The organism is Microbacterium proteolyticum, assembly GCF_014192415.1.
In the GTDB taxonomy this organism is placed as follows: domain Bacteria; phylum Actinomycetota; class Actinomycetes; order Actinomycetales; family Microbacteriaceae; genus Microbacterium; species Microbacterium proteolyticum.
In genome coordinates this window covers 1,473,588-1,488,082 of sequence record NZ_JACHXY010000001.1, presented here as the reverse complement: position 1 = coordinate 1,488,082, position 14,495 = coordinate 1,473,588, and the positions used below count along the sequence as shown (strand labels likewise).

Sequence of the window (14,495 nt, the reverse complement as noted above, 5' to 3'; positions counted from 1 at the left end):
CCCATGGCGAACTCCCCCTCCGGCGACTCGGTCACCGACCGGCTGGTGCGCATCCTCGAGACCTTCACCCCCACGCGCACCGCCCAGACGACGGCCGACATCGGCCGCCGAGCGGGCCTGCCGAGCTCGTCCGCGCACCGGATCGTGGGCGAACTGGTGGATGCCGGACTGCTCGAGCGCGACGACGAACGACGCGTGCGCGTGGGGATGCGGCTCTGGGAACTGGCCACGCGCTCCTCCCACGCCCTACGGCTGCGTCAGGCCGCGCTGCCGTACATGGAGCGCGTGCAGCAGCGCGTGCGCGAGCACACCCAGCTCGCCATCCTCGAGCACGACGAGGCGCTCTTCCTCGAGCGGCTCAGCGCGCCCGACTCCGGAGCGAACATCACGCGGGTCGCCGGCCGCCTGCCCGTGCACGCCTCGTCATCGGGGCTGGTGCTGCTCGCCTTCGCTCCGCACGATCTGCAGGAGCGGGTGCTCGCGCGCCCTCTCGCCGCCGTGACCCCCGAGACCATCGTCGACCCCGCCGCGCTCCGGCGCGCCCTCGCCGAGATCCGCACCCTCGGCCGGGTGGTCGCCCCCGGCACCGTCGACGAGGTCTCCACGGGTGTCGCGGCGCCCGTTCGCGACGAGACGGGCGCGGTCATCGCGGCGCTGTCGGTCGTGCTGCCTCGCGATGCGGAGACGCAGTTCGCGCTCGTCGAACTGCACCGTGCAGCCCGCGACACCGAGCGGGCGCTGGGCTATCGACGGTGACCCGCGCTCCCTCCCCCGCGCCAAGCGCCCTCTCCCGCCGTTGAGCGTCCAGGAAACGCCGCAACATCTCGCACCGAAGCGGCGTTTCCTGGACACTCGACGGCAATGCGCACCCCGGGACGGCACGCCCACGGCATCCCGATCAATGAGAGTCGGCGCCTGGCGCCGCGGGCGGGAAGGCACCATCGACCACAGCCGCCGTCGAGGGAGACGCCATGACCACCACCGTTCGCACCCGTGTCGCCATCATCGGCGCCGGCCCCGCGGGGCTGATGCTCTCGCACCTGCTGGCGCAGTCCGGCATCGAATCCGTCGTCATCGACCAGCGCACGCGCGACGAGATCGAGAGCACGATCCGCGCCGGCATCCTGGAGCAGGGCACGGTCGAACTGCTCGACACGATCGGCCCCGCCTCGCGCGCCCGCACCGTCGGGCACCGTCACGACGGCATCGAACTGCGCTTCGAGGGCGAGGGCCACCGCATCGACTTCGCCGACTCCGTCGGTCGCGCCGTCTGGCTGTACCCGCAGCACGAGGTGCTGAAGGACCTGATCGCCGCGCGCCTCGCCGCCGGGCAGGACCTGCGTTTCGGCGTCACCGCCGACGGCGTCGACGACGGCGATCGCCCCCGGGTGCTCGCGCGCGACGCCGACGGGGTCCCCGTCGAGATCGAGGCGGATTTCGTCGTCGGTTCCGACGGATCCCGCAGCGTCGCGCGGGCGGCTGTGGCGGGCGCGCGCAACGGCTCCTTCCGCGAGTACCCCTTCGCCTGGTTCGGCATCCTGTGCGAGGCTCCGCCCAGCAGCGAGGAGCTGATCTACAGCAATTCCCCCGACGGGTTCGCCCTCGTCAGCCAGCGGTCGGCGACCGTGCAGCGGATGTACTTCCAGTGCGATCCCGACACCGACACCGCCGCCTTCAGCGAGGAGCAGCTCTGGGACGAACTGCAGAAGCGCGTGCCCGGCACGACGCTGCGGCAGGGCCCCATCTTCCAACGCGACGTGCTGCGCTTCCGCAGCTTCGTCGCCAACGAACTGCGCCGGGGCCGGGTCGCGCTCGTGGGCGACGCCGCGCACACGGTGCCGCCGACCGGAGCGAAAGGCATGAACCTCGCGATCGCCGACGTGCGCCTGCTCGCGGCCGCCCTGCGGGCGTTCCTGCTCGAGGGCGATGAGCGCCTGCTCGACGCCTACCCCGACACGGCGAGCCGCCGCATCTGGAAGGCCCAGCACTTCTCGTGGTGGATGACGAGCATGCTGCACGTGGCCCCGGATGCCACCGCCTTCGACCGCCGACGTCAGCTCGGTGAGCTGCGCTCCGTCGTGGAGTCGGAGCACGGCCGCGCCTACCTCGCCGAGGCGTACTGCGGCTGGCCGCTCGACGCCTGACCCGCGGGGCGATCCCCGAGGCGTCCTACGGCTGGCCGTTCCACGCCTGACCCGCGGGGATCACTCCTTCGTGCCGGACGCCTTCGGGAACGGACTCGGCACCACCGGGTACGTCCCGGTGAACCCCTCGCGCTCCGCGGCGAGCGCGGCGATGCGCCCGCGGCAGGCGTACCAGCCGATCACGATGCCGATCACCGCGATGATGGTGGCCACCAGCGTCGCGGGGGAGTCGACGAACACGAGCACGAGGACGCCGGCGAGGAACACCAGCGTGATCCAGTTCGTGTACGGCGCCCCGAACAGCCGGAACGACGGCCGCACGAGCTCTCCGCGGTCGGCGAGTTGCTTCAGGCGCATCTGACAGATGATGATCGTCGCCCACGTCGAGATGATGCCGACCGACGCCACGCTCAGCACCGTCTCGAAGGCCTCGGCGGGGACGAAGAAGTTCAGCACGACACCCAGCAGCGCCACGGTCGCCGTGATCGCGATGCCGCCGTACGGCACGCCCGCCTTGTTCATACGAGCAGCGAACTGCGGCGCGGACCCCGCGATGGCCATCGATCGGAGGATGCGTCCCGTCGAGTACAGCCCCGCGTTCAGCGACGACAGCGCCGCGGTCAGCACGACCATGTTCATGATGACGTCGACGCCCGGAACGCCGATCGAGGCGAAGAACGTCACGAACGGGCTCTCCCCCGCCGAGTAGGCGGTGAAGGGCAGCAGAAGAGAGAGCAGCAGCACCGAGCCGACGTAGAACACCGCCACACGCACCACCACGGAGTTGATGGCCCGCGGCATGACCTTCTCGGGATTCTTCGTCTCGCCGGCGGCGGTGCCGATCAGCTCGATCGACGCGTACGCGAAGACCACGCCCTGCATGAGCAGGATGGCGGGGAGGATGCCGTTCGGCAGGAACCCGCCGTTGTCGGCGATGAGCGTGAACCCGACGGGCGAGCCGTTGGGTGTTCCGAACACGACGAAGTAGATGCCGACGAGCAGGAACGCCACGAGGGCTGCGACCTTGATGAGCGCGAACCAGAACTCCAGCTCGCCGAACACCTTGACCGACACCAGGTTGACCGCGAGCACCACGATGAGCGCGATGAGCGCCCACGCCCACTGGGGCACCGCGCCGATCCAGGGCACGTACTTGCCGAAGAAGTTCATGTAGACCGCGGCGGCGGTGATGTCGACGATCGTCGTCATCGCCCAGTTGATCCAGTAGAACCAGCCCGAGACGAAGGCCGCCTTCTCGCCGAAGAACTCGCGTGCGTACGACACGAACGATCCCGAGCTCGGGCGATGCAGGACCAGCTCGCCGAGCGCGCGCAGGATGAAGAACGCAAACACGCCGCACACGGCGTACGAGACGACGATCGCGGGACCCGCCTCGGCGAGACGACCTCCTGCACCCAGGAACAGCCCCGTGCCGATCGCACCGCCGATGGCGATCATCTGCACCTGACGCGACGACAGGCCCTTGTGGTAGCCGCTGTCCTCGAGATCGACGGTCGAGGTGTGGGTCGGCTCGGCGGCGTCGCTCGGGCCCGGAGTGGAGTCGTTCACGTACCCATCATTCGATTCGCGCACCGGCTGTCCAGCAAGCGCGCCGAGATCGGCGGCATCCGGATGCCACGGCTCAGAGCCACTTCTTCCGCTTGAACGTCAGCCACAGTCCGCCCGACACGGCCACCATGAGCGCGATCGCCATCGGATAGCCGAACTGCCATTCGAGCTCGGGCATGTTCTGGAAGTTCATGCCGTAGATCGCGCCGACCAGGGACGGCCCGAACAGGATGGCCGCCCATCCCGAGATCTTCTTCACCTGCTCGTTCTGCTCGAGAGAGGTCTCGGTCTGACGATGCGTGACGAGGGTGGCGTTGACGGTGAGCGCGTTGTCGAGGATCGCGCGCAGCGCCGTCAGCTTCTCGCACTGGCGCAGCACGTGGTCGAGCACGTCGCGGAGCGAGCGCTGCAGCTCGATGTCGACGCCGTACTTCTCGGCGCCGCGGAGCAGCGACTCGAGCATGTCGCGCAGGGGCTCGGTCGCCCGCTGGAAGTGGATGACCTCGCGGGCGAGCTGGTAGATCCGCTGCGTGAGGTCGGCACCGCCCGAGCTGAACAGTCCGTCCTCGATCTCGTCGACGTCGTTCTGGAGCCCGCGCGCGACGGGGTCGTACTGGTCGACGACCTCGTCGAGGATCGCGTAGAGCACGGCCTCGGGTCCGCGGGCCAGCAGGTCGGGCTGCTTCTCGAGTCGGCGACGCACGCGCGCGAGGTCGGGAACCTCGGCGTGGCGCACCGTCACGACGTAGTCGGGGCCGATGAACACGTGCAGTTCACCGAACTCGACCGTCTCGGTCTCATCGATGTAGCGCGCCGGACGCAGCACCGCGAAGAGGTTGCCGCCGTAGCGTTCGAGCTTCGCCCGCTGATGCCCTGTGAGCGCGTCCTCGACGGCGAGCGGATGCAGCGAGAACTCCGCGGCCACGCGCTCGAGTTCGTCGGGCGACGGGCGCAGCAGGCCGATCCACGCCATCCCGCCGTGGGCCTCCATGTACTCGAAGGTCTGGTCGAGACTCGAGGGGTTCTCGATGCGGCGACCGCTGACGTACACCGCGCTGTCGATGATGGGCATTACTCCGTTGTACTACCGCCGCCTATGCCCGGGGCCAACGCGCAGGTTACTTCTCGGGGCCGTTGCCCCCGCTTCATGAGCGCGGAACGCCAGTCGGCGCCGACGGCGTTGCCCGTCGGCTGCGACGCGCTGTGGCACGTGACGGAGCCGACCACCGTGCGCCGACCGCGGCACGGTGGCATCCGCTCAGACGACGGGCTCGCTCAGCGGTTCGTCGGCGTCGGGTCCCGGATGCCGTGCCGCGGCGCTCCGGCGGGTGGCGGCGAGTACCGCGCCGATGCTGGCCGCGATGACCAGCGCGATGCCCACGATCTCGAGCCAGGACAGGTGCTGACCGAGCAGCAGGAAGCCCGCTATCGACGCCGTCGCCGGCCCCAGGCTCATGAGGATCGCGAACGCCGAGGCGGGCAGGCGCCGGAGCGCGACGAGCTCCAACGCGTAGGGGATGGTCGACGACAGCAGCGCGACCGCCGCACCCAGCGCGAGCAGGTCGACGCGCAGCAGCGCCGGCCCCGCCTGCCAGATCCCGAGGGGCAGGGCGATGACGGCGCCCACCGCCATCGCCAGCGCGAGCCCGTCGAGCCGGGGGAACTCACGGCCCACGCGCGCCGACGCGAGGATGTACAGCGCCCAGCTCACGGCCGCCCCCAGCGCGAACACGACGCCGAGCAGGTCGAGACGGTCCCAGCCGCCCGCGCCGAGGGCGATGACGCCGGCCAAGGCCAGCCCGGCCCACAGCCACCGGGCGATCCCCGTCGCCGTGATGATGGACAGCGTCAGCGGACCGAGCACCTCGATCGTCACGGTCACCCCCAGCGGCAGCCGCGCGAGCGCGAGGTAGAACAGCCCGTTCATGGATGCCAGCACGACACCGAACCCGACGACGGAACGCCACGCGTACCCCGTGTGGCCGCGCAGGCTCGGGCGGGCGATCAGGAGCAGCAGCAGCGCTGAGAACACCAGCCTCAGCATCACGATGCCGAGGGGCCCCGTCTGCGGGAAGAGCATGACGGCGAACGACGCACCGACCTCCTGGCACGCCAGTCCCACGAGGACCAGGGCTGCGGCCGACCCCTGTCCGCCGCGTGGGGTCATCCGGCGGGGGGCGCGCAGATCGCGTTGGCGGCGATGTTGTCGCGCATCTGATCGGCCGTCCAGGGCAGCCCCGCCTCGGGCATGGTCTGGCCCTGGGCGGCGGGCGCCTTGGAAGCGATCGCCGCGAGCTGCCACGCGAGCCAGGCTCCCGTGTTCTCGTTGCCCGCCGAGTTGTTCAGCACGACGGCGACCGACATCCCGTTCGCGGGGTCTGCGAAGGCCCCGACGATGTAACCGGGCGTCGAGCCGAACTGTCCGATGAGCGACCCCGCTTGGTAGGCCCCGCCCGCCGCCGTGAACCACGTGGGCTGATCGGAGGCGACCGGCACGGGGTTGGCGAAACGGTCGCTGCCATCGGGCAGGAGCGCATCGGTGGCCAGCGCCTGCGCGTAGCGCCCGAGGTCGCGGATGTCGGTGACGGCCCCCGAGGCGGCGGCGCCGTAGCTCGCCGACATCGTCGTGAACTCCAGCGGAGCGGCGCAATCGAACGCGCCCTCGGCGTTGGGTTGGGACCAGTGCCCCGTGAGCGACGACGTACCGGGAGCCGCGGCCGCCGGCGCCGGCAGGGAGGTCGCCTGGAGGTCGAGAGGTGCCGTCACGCGCTCGGCGATGACCTCGCCGAGCGACTGGCCGGTGACGCGTTCGACGGCGAGGCCGGCGAGCAGGAAGTTCGTGGGCGAGGCGGCGAACGCCACGCCGGGGTCGTTCAGGCGCGGCTTCGAGATGCCGTAGGCCATCAGTTCACGGGCGTTCCAGACCCGATCGGGGTTGCTCAACACCAGGCCGTCGAGACTCGACGTGTAGGAGGCGAGCCCCGAGGTGCCGTCGCAGAGCTGCCGCAGCGAGATGTCTTCGTAGCCGGGCACGTTGCTGACCCACTGGGTCACCGCGTCGTCCAGCGAGAACCGGCCGTCGGCGGCGAGCCGGTAAAGGGCGTCGCAGGTCATGGCGCCGGTGACGTCGGCCGCACGGAACTGCAGGTCGGCGGTCGCCTCCGCCCCACCCGGGCTCTGGGTGCCCACGCCCGACACCCAGCTGCCGCTCCAGGGCGCCCAGACGCCGACGACGGCTCCGGTGGCACCGGTGGCGGTGATGGCCGCGGTGACGGCGTCGCGCATCTCGGTCACCGTGGCGTCGGGGAGGGGGGCGTCGACCTGTGCGGGGACGTCGATCGACACCGGGCTCGGGCCCGTGCAACCGCTCAACAGGACGACCAGCACTCCCGCGCCCGCCGCCGCGATGGCAGCGGAACGACGCCATCTCCCCATGTGAACCCCCAGTGTTTCCGAGCGCGGCGAAGCGCGCTCCCGATGCATTCAAACACACGGCGCCTGCGCGAACCCGCCGCTTGCGTGCGCAGCCCGTCACGTCTGCATCACGACTGCGCCTCGCCGCGGACGCGCGGGAATCTAGGGGTTAGGCAAACCTAACCGTTTGCGTATGATGGCCGCATGAACGTCGTCCTCCCGTTCTCCGCGGCCCTGCGCGAGCGCTCCAGCAGCGCGCACTCTCCCCGCGAGTGCGACGGCTTCATGACCGACCTGCTCACCGGCGCCGGAACCCGCGACGACTACATCGCGCTCCTCGCCCAGCACTGGTTCCTCTACGCCGCCCTCGAAGAGGCCTCGGCGCGCATGCGCACCGACCCGGTGGCATCCGTCTTCCTCAGCGACAAGCTCTCGCGCCTGCCCGCCCTCGAAGCCGACCTCTCCTTTCTGATCGGTCCGCACTGGCAGGGCGAGATCCGGCCGTTGCCCACCACCCAGGCTTATGTGTCGCGCATCCGCCGGGTTGCTGCGACGTGGCCGGGAGGGTTCGTCGCGCACCACTACACCCGCTTCCTCGGCGACCTCTCGGGCGGGCCGTCGATCGGTCGGCTGATGCAGCGCCGCTTCGGGTTCGAGACCAACGGCATCGGCTTCCTGCTGTTCGGCGACATCGCCGACCCGAAGGCGTTCAAGAGCGTCTACCGCGAGCAGCTCGACTCCGCCCCCTGGGACGACGCCGAGAAGGAACGGGTCATCGCCGAGGTGCTCGTCGCGTACCGCTTCACCACCGAACTGTTCGCGGATCTCACTCGCGCCAAGGCCCACCAGGTCGCCTGACCGATCGCGCCGCCGGTCATCGCGCCGAGCGCTCGGGGCGCTCCCCCACGGATCCGCCGCCCCACCCCGCCCGGTGAGCCGCGTGGCGCGCGCACGTCACGCCTGCTGCGCCGCCGCCGCGTCCTGCCGGCTGAGCCACGCCTGCTTCATGAAGCGGCGGACGTCTTCGTCGACCCGGATGTCGCCGGGGCGCAGCGGTCGCGTCAGGTACAGGCCGTCGAGTGAGGTGAGACGGCTGAGGGCGACGTAGGTCTGCCCCGGCGCGAAGGCACCCGAGCCGAGGTCGACCACTGCCCGGTCGTACGTCTTGCCCTGTGACTTGTGGATCGTCACGGCCCACGCCAGACGAAGGGGGAACTGCGTGAACTCGGCGACGATCTCGCGCGAGAGATTCTTCGTACCCGGGTCGTAGGCGTACCGGTACCTCTCCCACACGGCCGGCTCCACGTCGTGCTGGATGCCGTCGACCTCGACCCGCACGCTGTCGCCGGCGATACGGGTCACGGTGCCGATCGTGCCGTTGACCCAGCGCGGGGCCTCGCCGAACTGCGCCCCGTCGTTGCGCAGGAACATGACCTGCGCCCCGACCTTGAGCGTCAGCTCCATCTCGGCGGGGTAGTTCGCCTCCCCGCGGCCGAAATCGCCCGAGATCTCGGCCGCCGCCGTCTGCGTGCGCCCGATGAGTTCCTCGAGGTGGCGGCGGTTGATGGTGTTGACGCGGTCGTTGCGCGTGGCGAGCGTGATGATGGGATGCTCGCCGTCAGCCGGATGCGGGGGCGTGCGCGCTCCGGCGGTGTTCAGGATGCCGGCCATCTCGGCCGTGACGCGTCCGTACCGCACCGCGTTGAGCAGCGTCTTGAAGCCGGGGTCGGACTGCCGGTGGATCTCGACGAGCTCGTTGACGTGCAGGTCGGCCCCGTGCCGGCCGATGTCGATGAGACCGTCGCTCGCGGCCTCCCCCGACCAGACCTTCGCGTCGAAGAACCAGAACGAGCGGTAATGGTCGGCGATGTACCGCGCCTCGTCCCCACGCGGCGGTACCGGCGCCAACTGGTACGGATCGCCGAACATCACGATCTGCGTGCCACCGAACGGCTCGGAGCGCCGCCCCCGAGCCTGACGGAGCGAGCGGTCGATGGCATCCATCAGGTCGGCGTTGACCATCGAGATCTCATCGATCACCAGGGTGTCGATGGCGTTGAGGAGCTTCCGGGTGGCGTCGTTCTGGTCGATGTCGCCGTTCGCGATGAGCCCGATGGGCAGGCGGAAGAGCGAGTGGATCGTCTGCCCCTCGACGTTGAGGGCGGCCACCCCCGTCGGCGCGCAGACGGCGATCTGCTTCTTGGTGTTGTACGCCAGGTGCTGCAGCAGCGTCGACTTGCCCGTGCCGGCACGGCCCGTGACGAAGACGTGCTCGCGCGTGTCCTCGATCAGCCGGAACAGCGCCTGCTGTTCGGCGGAGAGGGGCGGCGTGGTCACCGGCCCATGCTAGTTCGCACCGTCGCCGGCGGGCGGCGGAGTGCCGACGGGACCGCCGGTCGGCTCGGTGTGCAGGAGCAGCCAGCGCGCCTCGCCCGAGAGCACGTCGGCGACGTGGCTGCGGAACCTCGGGCACTGGGTGATGTCGTGCGACCGGCATCGCAGGGCGTGCTCGGTCATCGCGCGCGCCTGCGCGATGTCGGCGGCACGGCGGTCGAGTTCGGCGACGTGCTCCTCGAGCACCCGGTGCCGGTCGGGGGCGTCGTCGTCGAGCAGCACCCGGATCTGCCCGAGAGTCAGTCCCGCCGCCTTGTTGCGCAGGATCACCGCGATGCGCACGGCGTCGTCGTCGCCGTACCGGCGCCGCCCCGCACCGTCGCGGTCGGGGCGCAACAACCCCTCGTCCTCCCAGTAGCGCAGCACGTGGGTGTCGAGCCCGAACCGCGCCGCCGCCTCGCCGATGGACTCCCCGCTTGACTTCATGTCGACATGAAGTCACACGATGGACGAGAACACAAGCGGAAGGAGTCCATCGTGTACGACGCGATCATCATCGGGGGCGGCCCCGCGGGCCTGCAGGCGGCCCTCACCCTCGGGCGCATGCACCGGCGCACCCTGTTGGTCGACTCGGGCTCGTACCGCAACGGCACCGTCCGCCACGCCCACAATCTGCTCACCAACGACGGCCGCGACCCCGCCGAACTGCGCGGGATCGGGCGCGCCGAGGTCGCGGCCTACGACAGCGTCGAGGTCCGGGATGCCGCCGTCACCGGGGTCGTACGTGAAGACGACGGTCTGACGGTCACGGTGGACGGCCGACGACTCCGCACGCACGCGGTCATCCTCGCCACGGGCGTCGCCGACGAACTCCCCCCGATCCCGGGACTCGCGGAGCACTGGGGCGACACCGTCGCCAACTGCCCGTTCTGCCACGGGCACGAGTTCGCGGGCCGACCCGTCGCCATCGTCAACGCCTCGCCGCACGCCGCCGTTCTCGCCCGCATGCTCGAGCCGGTGGCATCCGAGGTCCTCGTCGTGACGCCCGCCGACGTGCGCGCGGTCACGGGCATCGCAGACGGACTGCGCCTCCACCTGGGCGACGGTTCCTCGCGGGAGGTGGCCGGCGCGTTCGTCGCCCCCACGTGGACGGTGCGCGGAGCGATCGTCGACGCGCTCGGCCTCGAACGCCAGGAATCGGGCGCCGTCCGCACCGATCCGTTCGGCCGCACGAGCGTCGAGGGCGTCTACGCGGTGGGCGACCTCGCTCAGCCCGACCACCTCGCCGGCCCGATGTTCTCGCTGGCGGCGGCGATCGCGGGAGGTCAGCTCGCCGCCGTCACCGTCGTGCACTCGCTCGTCGCCGCGTGACCTCCCCGTGCGATCTGCGGCATTCCGCGGGAGTGTGACGTCGCGGGGCGCCGCGCGGCGTCTGCGCAGGTGCGTTTCTTAGACTGGGTGCGTGAGCAACGCCGGTGGGGGTCCCGCGACGCCCGAGGGGGGCCGCGGCGCGCGTGCGCGCCGTCGGTTCGAGATCCCCGCGATGGTCGTCATCGGCGTCCTGCTCGTCGCCGCCCTCGGCACGGGCGCCGCCTCCCTCTATCGCGAGTTCTACAGCCCCCGCGCCTTCGTGCTGCACTACCTCGAGCTGCTGCAGGAGCGTCGAGCCGCCGAAGCCCTCGCCATCCCCGGTGTCGCCATCGACTCCGTCGAGCTCGAGGCCGCGGGCTTGCCCGCCACGGCATCGGAGGCACTTCTGCGTCCCGAGTCGCTCCAGGCGGTGACGGATGCCGTCATCACCGACGAGATCGTCGACGGCGACCGCACGCGCGTCACCGCGAGCTACTCCGTGGGGGGCTACGCCGGGACGACCACGTTCGACGTGCAGCGCGACACCGGCGACGCCCTCTTGCCCCGCTGGCGCTTCGCCCGCAGCCCGTTGTCGGTGATGGACCTGTCGGTCCAGGGGTCGATGCGTTTCGCCGTCAACGGGTTCGAGGTCGACAAACGGCAGGTGTCGGTCGAGGGCACCGACGTCGACCCGACCGCCACGCTCCCCCTGCTGGTCTTCTCACCCGGGCTGTACTCCGTCGCCGTCGACACGGCGATCTCATCGACCCCCGGCGTCGCCGTGCTCGCCGACGCGCCGCTGGCCGGCATCCCCGTCGACGTGCAGGCGCAGCCGACGAAGGAGTTCCTCCGGGTCGTGCAGCAGCGGGTCGAGGATTTCCTCTCGGCCTGCGCCGAGCAGAAGGTCCTGCAGCCCACGGGTTGCCCGTTCGGGTTCACCGTGCGCAACCGTATCGACGACGCCCCCTCGTGGTCGATCGTCCAGCAGCCGGAGGTGACGGTCGAGCCCGACGGTGCCGGGTGGCGCATCCCGTCGGCGAAGGCGGTCGCCCGCATCGAGGTCGACATCCGGTCGATCTTCGACGGCAGCGTCCGCACGGTCGAAGACGACGTCGACTTCACCGTCGACGGTCAGATCACCGTGCAGCCCGACGGTTCGGCATCCATCCTGGTCGGCGGATCGTCCGACTGACGGGACGGATGGATGCCGCGGGTGCACCCACGGACCGCTCCCGCGGCACGCCGCCCGGACGCCCCGTACCGCCCGGACGGGGTCCGCTCAGGTGCGGCCGCGGGCGGCGACCCGTGCATCACGGTCGGCCAGCCGCGCCAGCTCTTCGTTGTAGGCGTCGAGTTCGAGATCGCCTACCCGGTCGACGTGACGGTCGCGGCGTTTCTGATGCCGCTCATCGCTGCGGCTCCACTGGATCGCCACCGTGATGGCGAGGATGAGGGTGGGGATCTCGCCCACCGACCAGGCCACGCCACCGCCGACGTACTGGTCCTCGAGGGGTGTCGCGCCCCAGGTGCGGCCCATCGCGCCGAACCACTCCGACACCATCAGACCGGAGTTCATCATGATCGCGATGCCGAAGAAGGCGTGCATCGCCATGATCGCGATGAGCACCAGCAGGCGCATCGGATAGGGAAGGCGGAACGGCACCGGGTCGATGCCGATGAGGCTGAGAACGAACAGGTACCCGGTGACGAGGAAGTGAGCGACCATCCAGATGTGGCCCACGTGGTCGTAGAGCGACCATCGGAACAGGTCGGTGTAGTAGAACGCCCAGAGCGAGCCGATGAACAGGCCCGCGGCGACGTACGGGTTCGTCAGCACCGTGGCGACCGGGTTGTGCACCGCCCACAGGATCCACTCGCGCGCGCCGCGTGTGCCGTCGTCGCGCTTTCGGATCGCCCGGGCGGCGAGCGAGACGGGCGCCCCGGAGACCAGCATCAGCGGGATGGCCATCGACAGCAGCATGTGCCCGATCATGTGCATGCTGAACAGGTAGTCCTGGTAGACGTTGATCGGACCCGACGTGACCCAGAACACCCCGAGCATGCCCAGGCACCACAGCACCGTGCGGTGGATCGGCCACGAGTCGCCCCGTCGGAGCAGGCGCCAGACGCCGGCGAGGTAGAAGAAGAGCCCGAAGGCCACGAAGAACGCCCACAGCAGATCGATGTTCCACGCTGTGAACCAGCGCTCGAGGGTCAGCTCGGGCGGCAGCGGTGCACCGGTGAGCACCTCGGCGGGCGAGGTGCCGATCAGGGCCGCCTCGGTGGGCGGGGGAGTGCGTGCCAGCGCCGCGGCGACACCGCTCGCGATACCCATGAAGACGAGTTCGAGGGTGATGACGCCCCAGAACCGCGCGGACCCCGGCTCATCGGCCATGCGCGCGATCAGGCGCCGCCGATACCAGGCGCCGAGCACCCCCATGGCGACGAGGGCGACGACCTTGACGAGCACGAGCGCGCCGTACGCCGACCAGAGGTTCTGCCAGCCGAGCAGGCTGATCGAGGCGCGCACCGTGCCGGAGACGGCGACGACGATGAAGGCGACGAGCGCGATCGAGGAGTACCGCAGCAGAGTGGTCTGCAGCTGTCCGCGCGACAGGGCCGGTCTCACGACGACCAGCAGAATGAGGCCGCCGAGCCATGCGGCGGCGGCGACGATGTGCAGCACGAGCGCGGTGACCGCGGCGTCGTGGCTGGCCTCGGTGCCGGCGTGACCCTGTGTGCCCATCGGGATGAGGGAGGCGAGGGCCAAGATCGCCACGATGAGCGTGGGGATCCATGAGCGCACGGCGAAGGTGAGCACCGTGAGCACCGCCCCGGCGATCGTGGTGATCAACCAGGCCTGCCCTGGCGGGCTCTCCACGAGGAAGCGTCCGAGCTGCTGGCCGAACACGGCGTCGAGGGTCGGGGTGGCGTTCAGGACGTTCAGAAACGTCATGTACCCCGTCGTGGCCGCAGCGACGGTGAAGACGGCGGCGCCGATCGATGCGGTGTCGAGGGCGATCTCGAACGCCCGCTCCCCCGCGGGCAGCGCGAACAGGGCAAGGACCAGCGAGCCGACCATGGTGGCCGCGGCGAGGTTGACCAGCACCGTGGCGATCGGCAGACCCCAGCGCACCACCGGACCGGCATCGGCCAGGCGTCCGGGGGCCGCTCCGCCGCCGAAGGCGAGGCCGGCGACGACGGCGACGATCGAGACCACGACCAGGATGACGGGTCCCGCGACGCGCAGAAGTCGGGGATTCACGCATCCAGCCTACGTCGCGCGCGAACGACGAAGGGGGATGCCGGTGGGCATCCCCCTTCGATGGTTCGACGTCGCCTTACTTGACGGCGGCCTTGAGCTTCGAGCCCGCGGTGACCTTGACGCGCTTGCCGGCGGGGATCGAGATCTCCTCGCCCGTCTGCGGGTTGCGGCCCGTGCGAGCCGACGTGGCGACTTGCTCGAAGGCGATCCAGCCGGGGATCGAAACCTTGCTGCCCTTGGCGACCGCCTCGGAGACGGTGGAGAAGAGGGAATCGAGCACGCCCGACACGGCGGACTGGCTCTGCCCGGTCGCGCTGGCGATGCTCGCGACGAGCTCGGTCTTGGTGATGGACTTGTCGGCCATGGGGTTGTCCTCCAGACGGCGGCGAAAGCCGTCTCTCGTTACTCGGACGAGGAGG

13 protein-coding genes are annotated in these 14,495 nt (G+C 70.5%); 5 read left to right on the top strand and 8 right to left on the bottom strand.

The window, feature by feature from the left end; all coding sequences use genetic code 11:
- Positions 1 to 3 precede the first annotated feature (3 nt).
- Together FHS07_RS06815 and FHS07_RS06810 are read left to right on the top strand one after the other, a co-directional pair.
- Complete coding sequence (locus FHS07_RS06815) at positions 4 to 756, top strand: IclR family transcriptional regulator (protein WP_183419067.1); 753 nt, start codon at positions 4 to 6, stop codon at positions 754 to 756.
- 215 nt (positions 757 to 971) lie between these two features.
- Positions 972 to 2,144, top strand: coding sequence for a 4-hydroxybenzoate 3-monooxygenase (locus FHS07_RS06810; RefSeq protein WP_183419066.1), 1,173 nt, complete (start codon positions 972 to 974; stop codon positions 2,142 to 2,144).
- Positions 2,145 to 2,204: 60 nt separating this feature from the next.
- Here the strand turns inward: FHS07_RS06810 and FHS07_RS06805 are convergent, their stop codons facing one another.
- The 4 genes from FHS07_RS06805 to FHS07_RS06790 all read right to left on the bottom strand — a co-directional run bounded on the left by FHS07_RS06805 (position 2,205) and on the right by FHS07_RS06790 (position 7,148).
- Entirely contained in the window at positions 2,205 to 3,713 is a 1,509-nt protein-coding gene (locus tag FHS07_RS06805) for an amino acid permease (protein ID WP_183419065.1), read from the bottom strand.
- Positions 3,714 to 3,786: 73 nt separating this feature from the next.
- Positions 3,787 to 4,785 carry a magnesium/cobalt transporter CorA gene (gene corA / locus FHS07_RS06800; RefSeq protein WP_183419064.1) on the bottom strand — a complete coding sequence of 333 codons (999 nt, stop codon included), beginning with the start codon at positions 4,783 to 4,785 and terminating at the stop codon, positions 3,787 to 3,789.
- 186 nt (positions 4,786 to 4,971) lie between these two features.
- Entirely contained in the window at positions 4,972 to 5,880 is a 909-nt protein-coding gene (locus FHS07_RS06795) for an EamA family transporter (RefSeq protein ID WP_183419063.1), read from the bottom strand.
- Positions 5,877 to 7,148 (bottom strand): serine hydrolase domain-containing protein, encoded by a 1,272-nt coding sequence (locus FHS07_RS06790; protein WP_183419062.1) that lies wholly within the window; start codon positions 7,146 to 7,148, stop codon positions 5,877 to 5,879. The genes FHS07_RS06795 and FHS07_RS06790 overlap by 4 nt, the downstream gene beginning before the upstream one ends.
- Before the next feature lie 183 nt (positions 7,149 to 7,331).
- On the opposite strand from FHS07_RS06790, the gene FHS07_RS06785 reads away from it, so the two are divergent.
- Entirely contained in the window at positions 7,332 to 7,985 is a 654-nt protein-coding gene (locus tag FHS07_RS06785) for a biliverdin-producing heme oxygenase (RefSeq protein WP_183419061.1), read from the top strand.
- 96 nt (positions 7,986 to 8,081) lie between these two features.
- Here the strand turns inward: FHS07_RS06785 and FHS07_RS06780 are convergent, their stop codons facing one another.
- Both FHS07_RS06780 and FHS07_RS06775 read right to left on the bottom strand, forming a co-directional pair.
- Positions 8,082 to 9,464: an AAA family ATPase gene (locus tag FHS07_RS06780; protein ID WP_183419060.1), complete on the bottom strand. Its 1,383-nt coding sequence runs from the start codon at positions 9,462 to 9,464 to the stop codon at positions 8,082 to 8,084.
- Positions 9,465 to 9,473: 9 nt separating this feature from the next.
- A complete protein-coding gene (locus FHS07_RS06775) occupies positions 9,474 to 9,947 on the bottom strand; it encodes a MerR family transcriptional regulator (RefSeq protein ID WP_183419059.1) in 474 nt (157 codons plus the stop codon).
- A gap of 51 nt (positions 9,948 to 9,998) precedes the next feature.
- Here FHS07_RS06775 and FHS07_RS06770 point away from each other — a divergent pair, with 51 nt between their 5' ends.
- Together FHS07_RS06770 and FHS07_RS06765 are read left to right on the top strand one after the other, a co-directional pair.
- Positions 9,999 to 10,832, top strand: coding sequence for an FAD-dependent oxidoreductase (locus tag FHS07_RS06770; RefSeq protein WP_183419058.1), 834 nt, complete (start codon positions 9,999 to 10,001; stop codon positions 10,830 to 10,832).
- Positions 10,833 to 10,923: 91 nt separating this feature from the next.
- Complete coding sequence (locus FHS07_RS06765) at positions 10,924 to 12,003, top strand: hypothetical protein (RefSeq protein ID WP_183419057.1); 1,080 nt, start codon at positions 10,924 to 10,926, stop codon at positions 12,001 to 12,003.
- Positions 12,004 to 12,090: 87 nt separating this feature from the next.
- Here FHS07_RS06765 and FHS07_RS06760 read toward each other — a convergent pair whose 3' ends face one another.
- Both FHS07_RS06760 and FHS07_RS06755 read right to left on the bottom strand, forming a co-directional pair.
- Complete coding sequence (locus tag FHS07_RS06760; protein WP_343054626.1) at positions 12,091 to 14,076, bottom strand: bifunctional copper resistance protein CopD/cytochrome c oxidase assembly protein; 1,986 nt, start codon at positions 14,074 to 14,076, stop codon at positions 12,091 to 12,093.
- A 76-nt stretch (positions 14,077 to 14,152) separates the two neighbouring features.
- Positions 14,153 to 14,440, bottom strand: a complete 288-nt coding sequence (locus FHS07_RS06755) for an HU family DNA-binding protein (protein WP_013584778.1) — start codon at positions 14,438 to 14,440, stop codon at positions 14,153 to 14,155.
- Positions 14,441 to 14,495: the final 55 nt, after the last annotated feature.

Excerpts from the sequence above, each read along its gene's own strand:
- FHS07_RS06815 (WP_183419067.1), top strand. The coding sequence starts at position 4 with ATGGCGAACTCCCCCTCCGGCGACTCGGTCACCGACCGGCTGGTGCGC.
- FHS07_RS06810 (WP_183419066.1), top strand. The coding sequence starts at position 972 with ATGACCACCACCGTTCGCACCCGTGTCGCCATCATCGGCGCCGGCCCC.
- corA (WP_183419064.1), bottom strand. The coding sequence starts at position 4,785 with ATGCCCATCATCGACAGCGCGGTGTACGTCAGCGGTCGCCGCATCGAG.
- FHS07_RS06795 (WP_183419063.1), bottom strand. The coding sequence starts at position 5,880 with ATGACCCCACGCGGCGGACAGGGGTCGGCCGCAGCCCTGGTCCTCGTG.
- FHS07_RS06790 (WP_183419062.1), bottom strand. The coding sequence starts at position 7,148 with ATGGGGAGATGGCGTCGTTCCGCTGCCATCGCGGCGGCGGGCGCGGGA.
- FHS07_RS06785 (WP_183419061.1), top strand. The coding sequence starts at position 7,332 with ATGAACGTCGTCCTCCCGTTCTCCGCGGCCCTGCGCGAGCGCTCCAGC.
- FHS07_RS06775 (WP_183419059.1), bottom strand. The coding sequence starts at position 9,947 with ATGAAGTCAAGCGGGGAGTCCATCGGCGAGGCGGCGGCGCGGTTCGGG.
- FHS07_RS06755 (WP_013584778.1), bottom strand. The coding sequence starts at position 14,440 with ATGGCCGACAAGTCCATCACCAAGACCGAGCTCGTCGCGAGCATCGCC.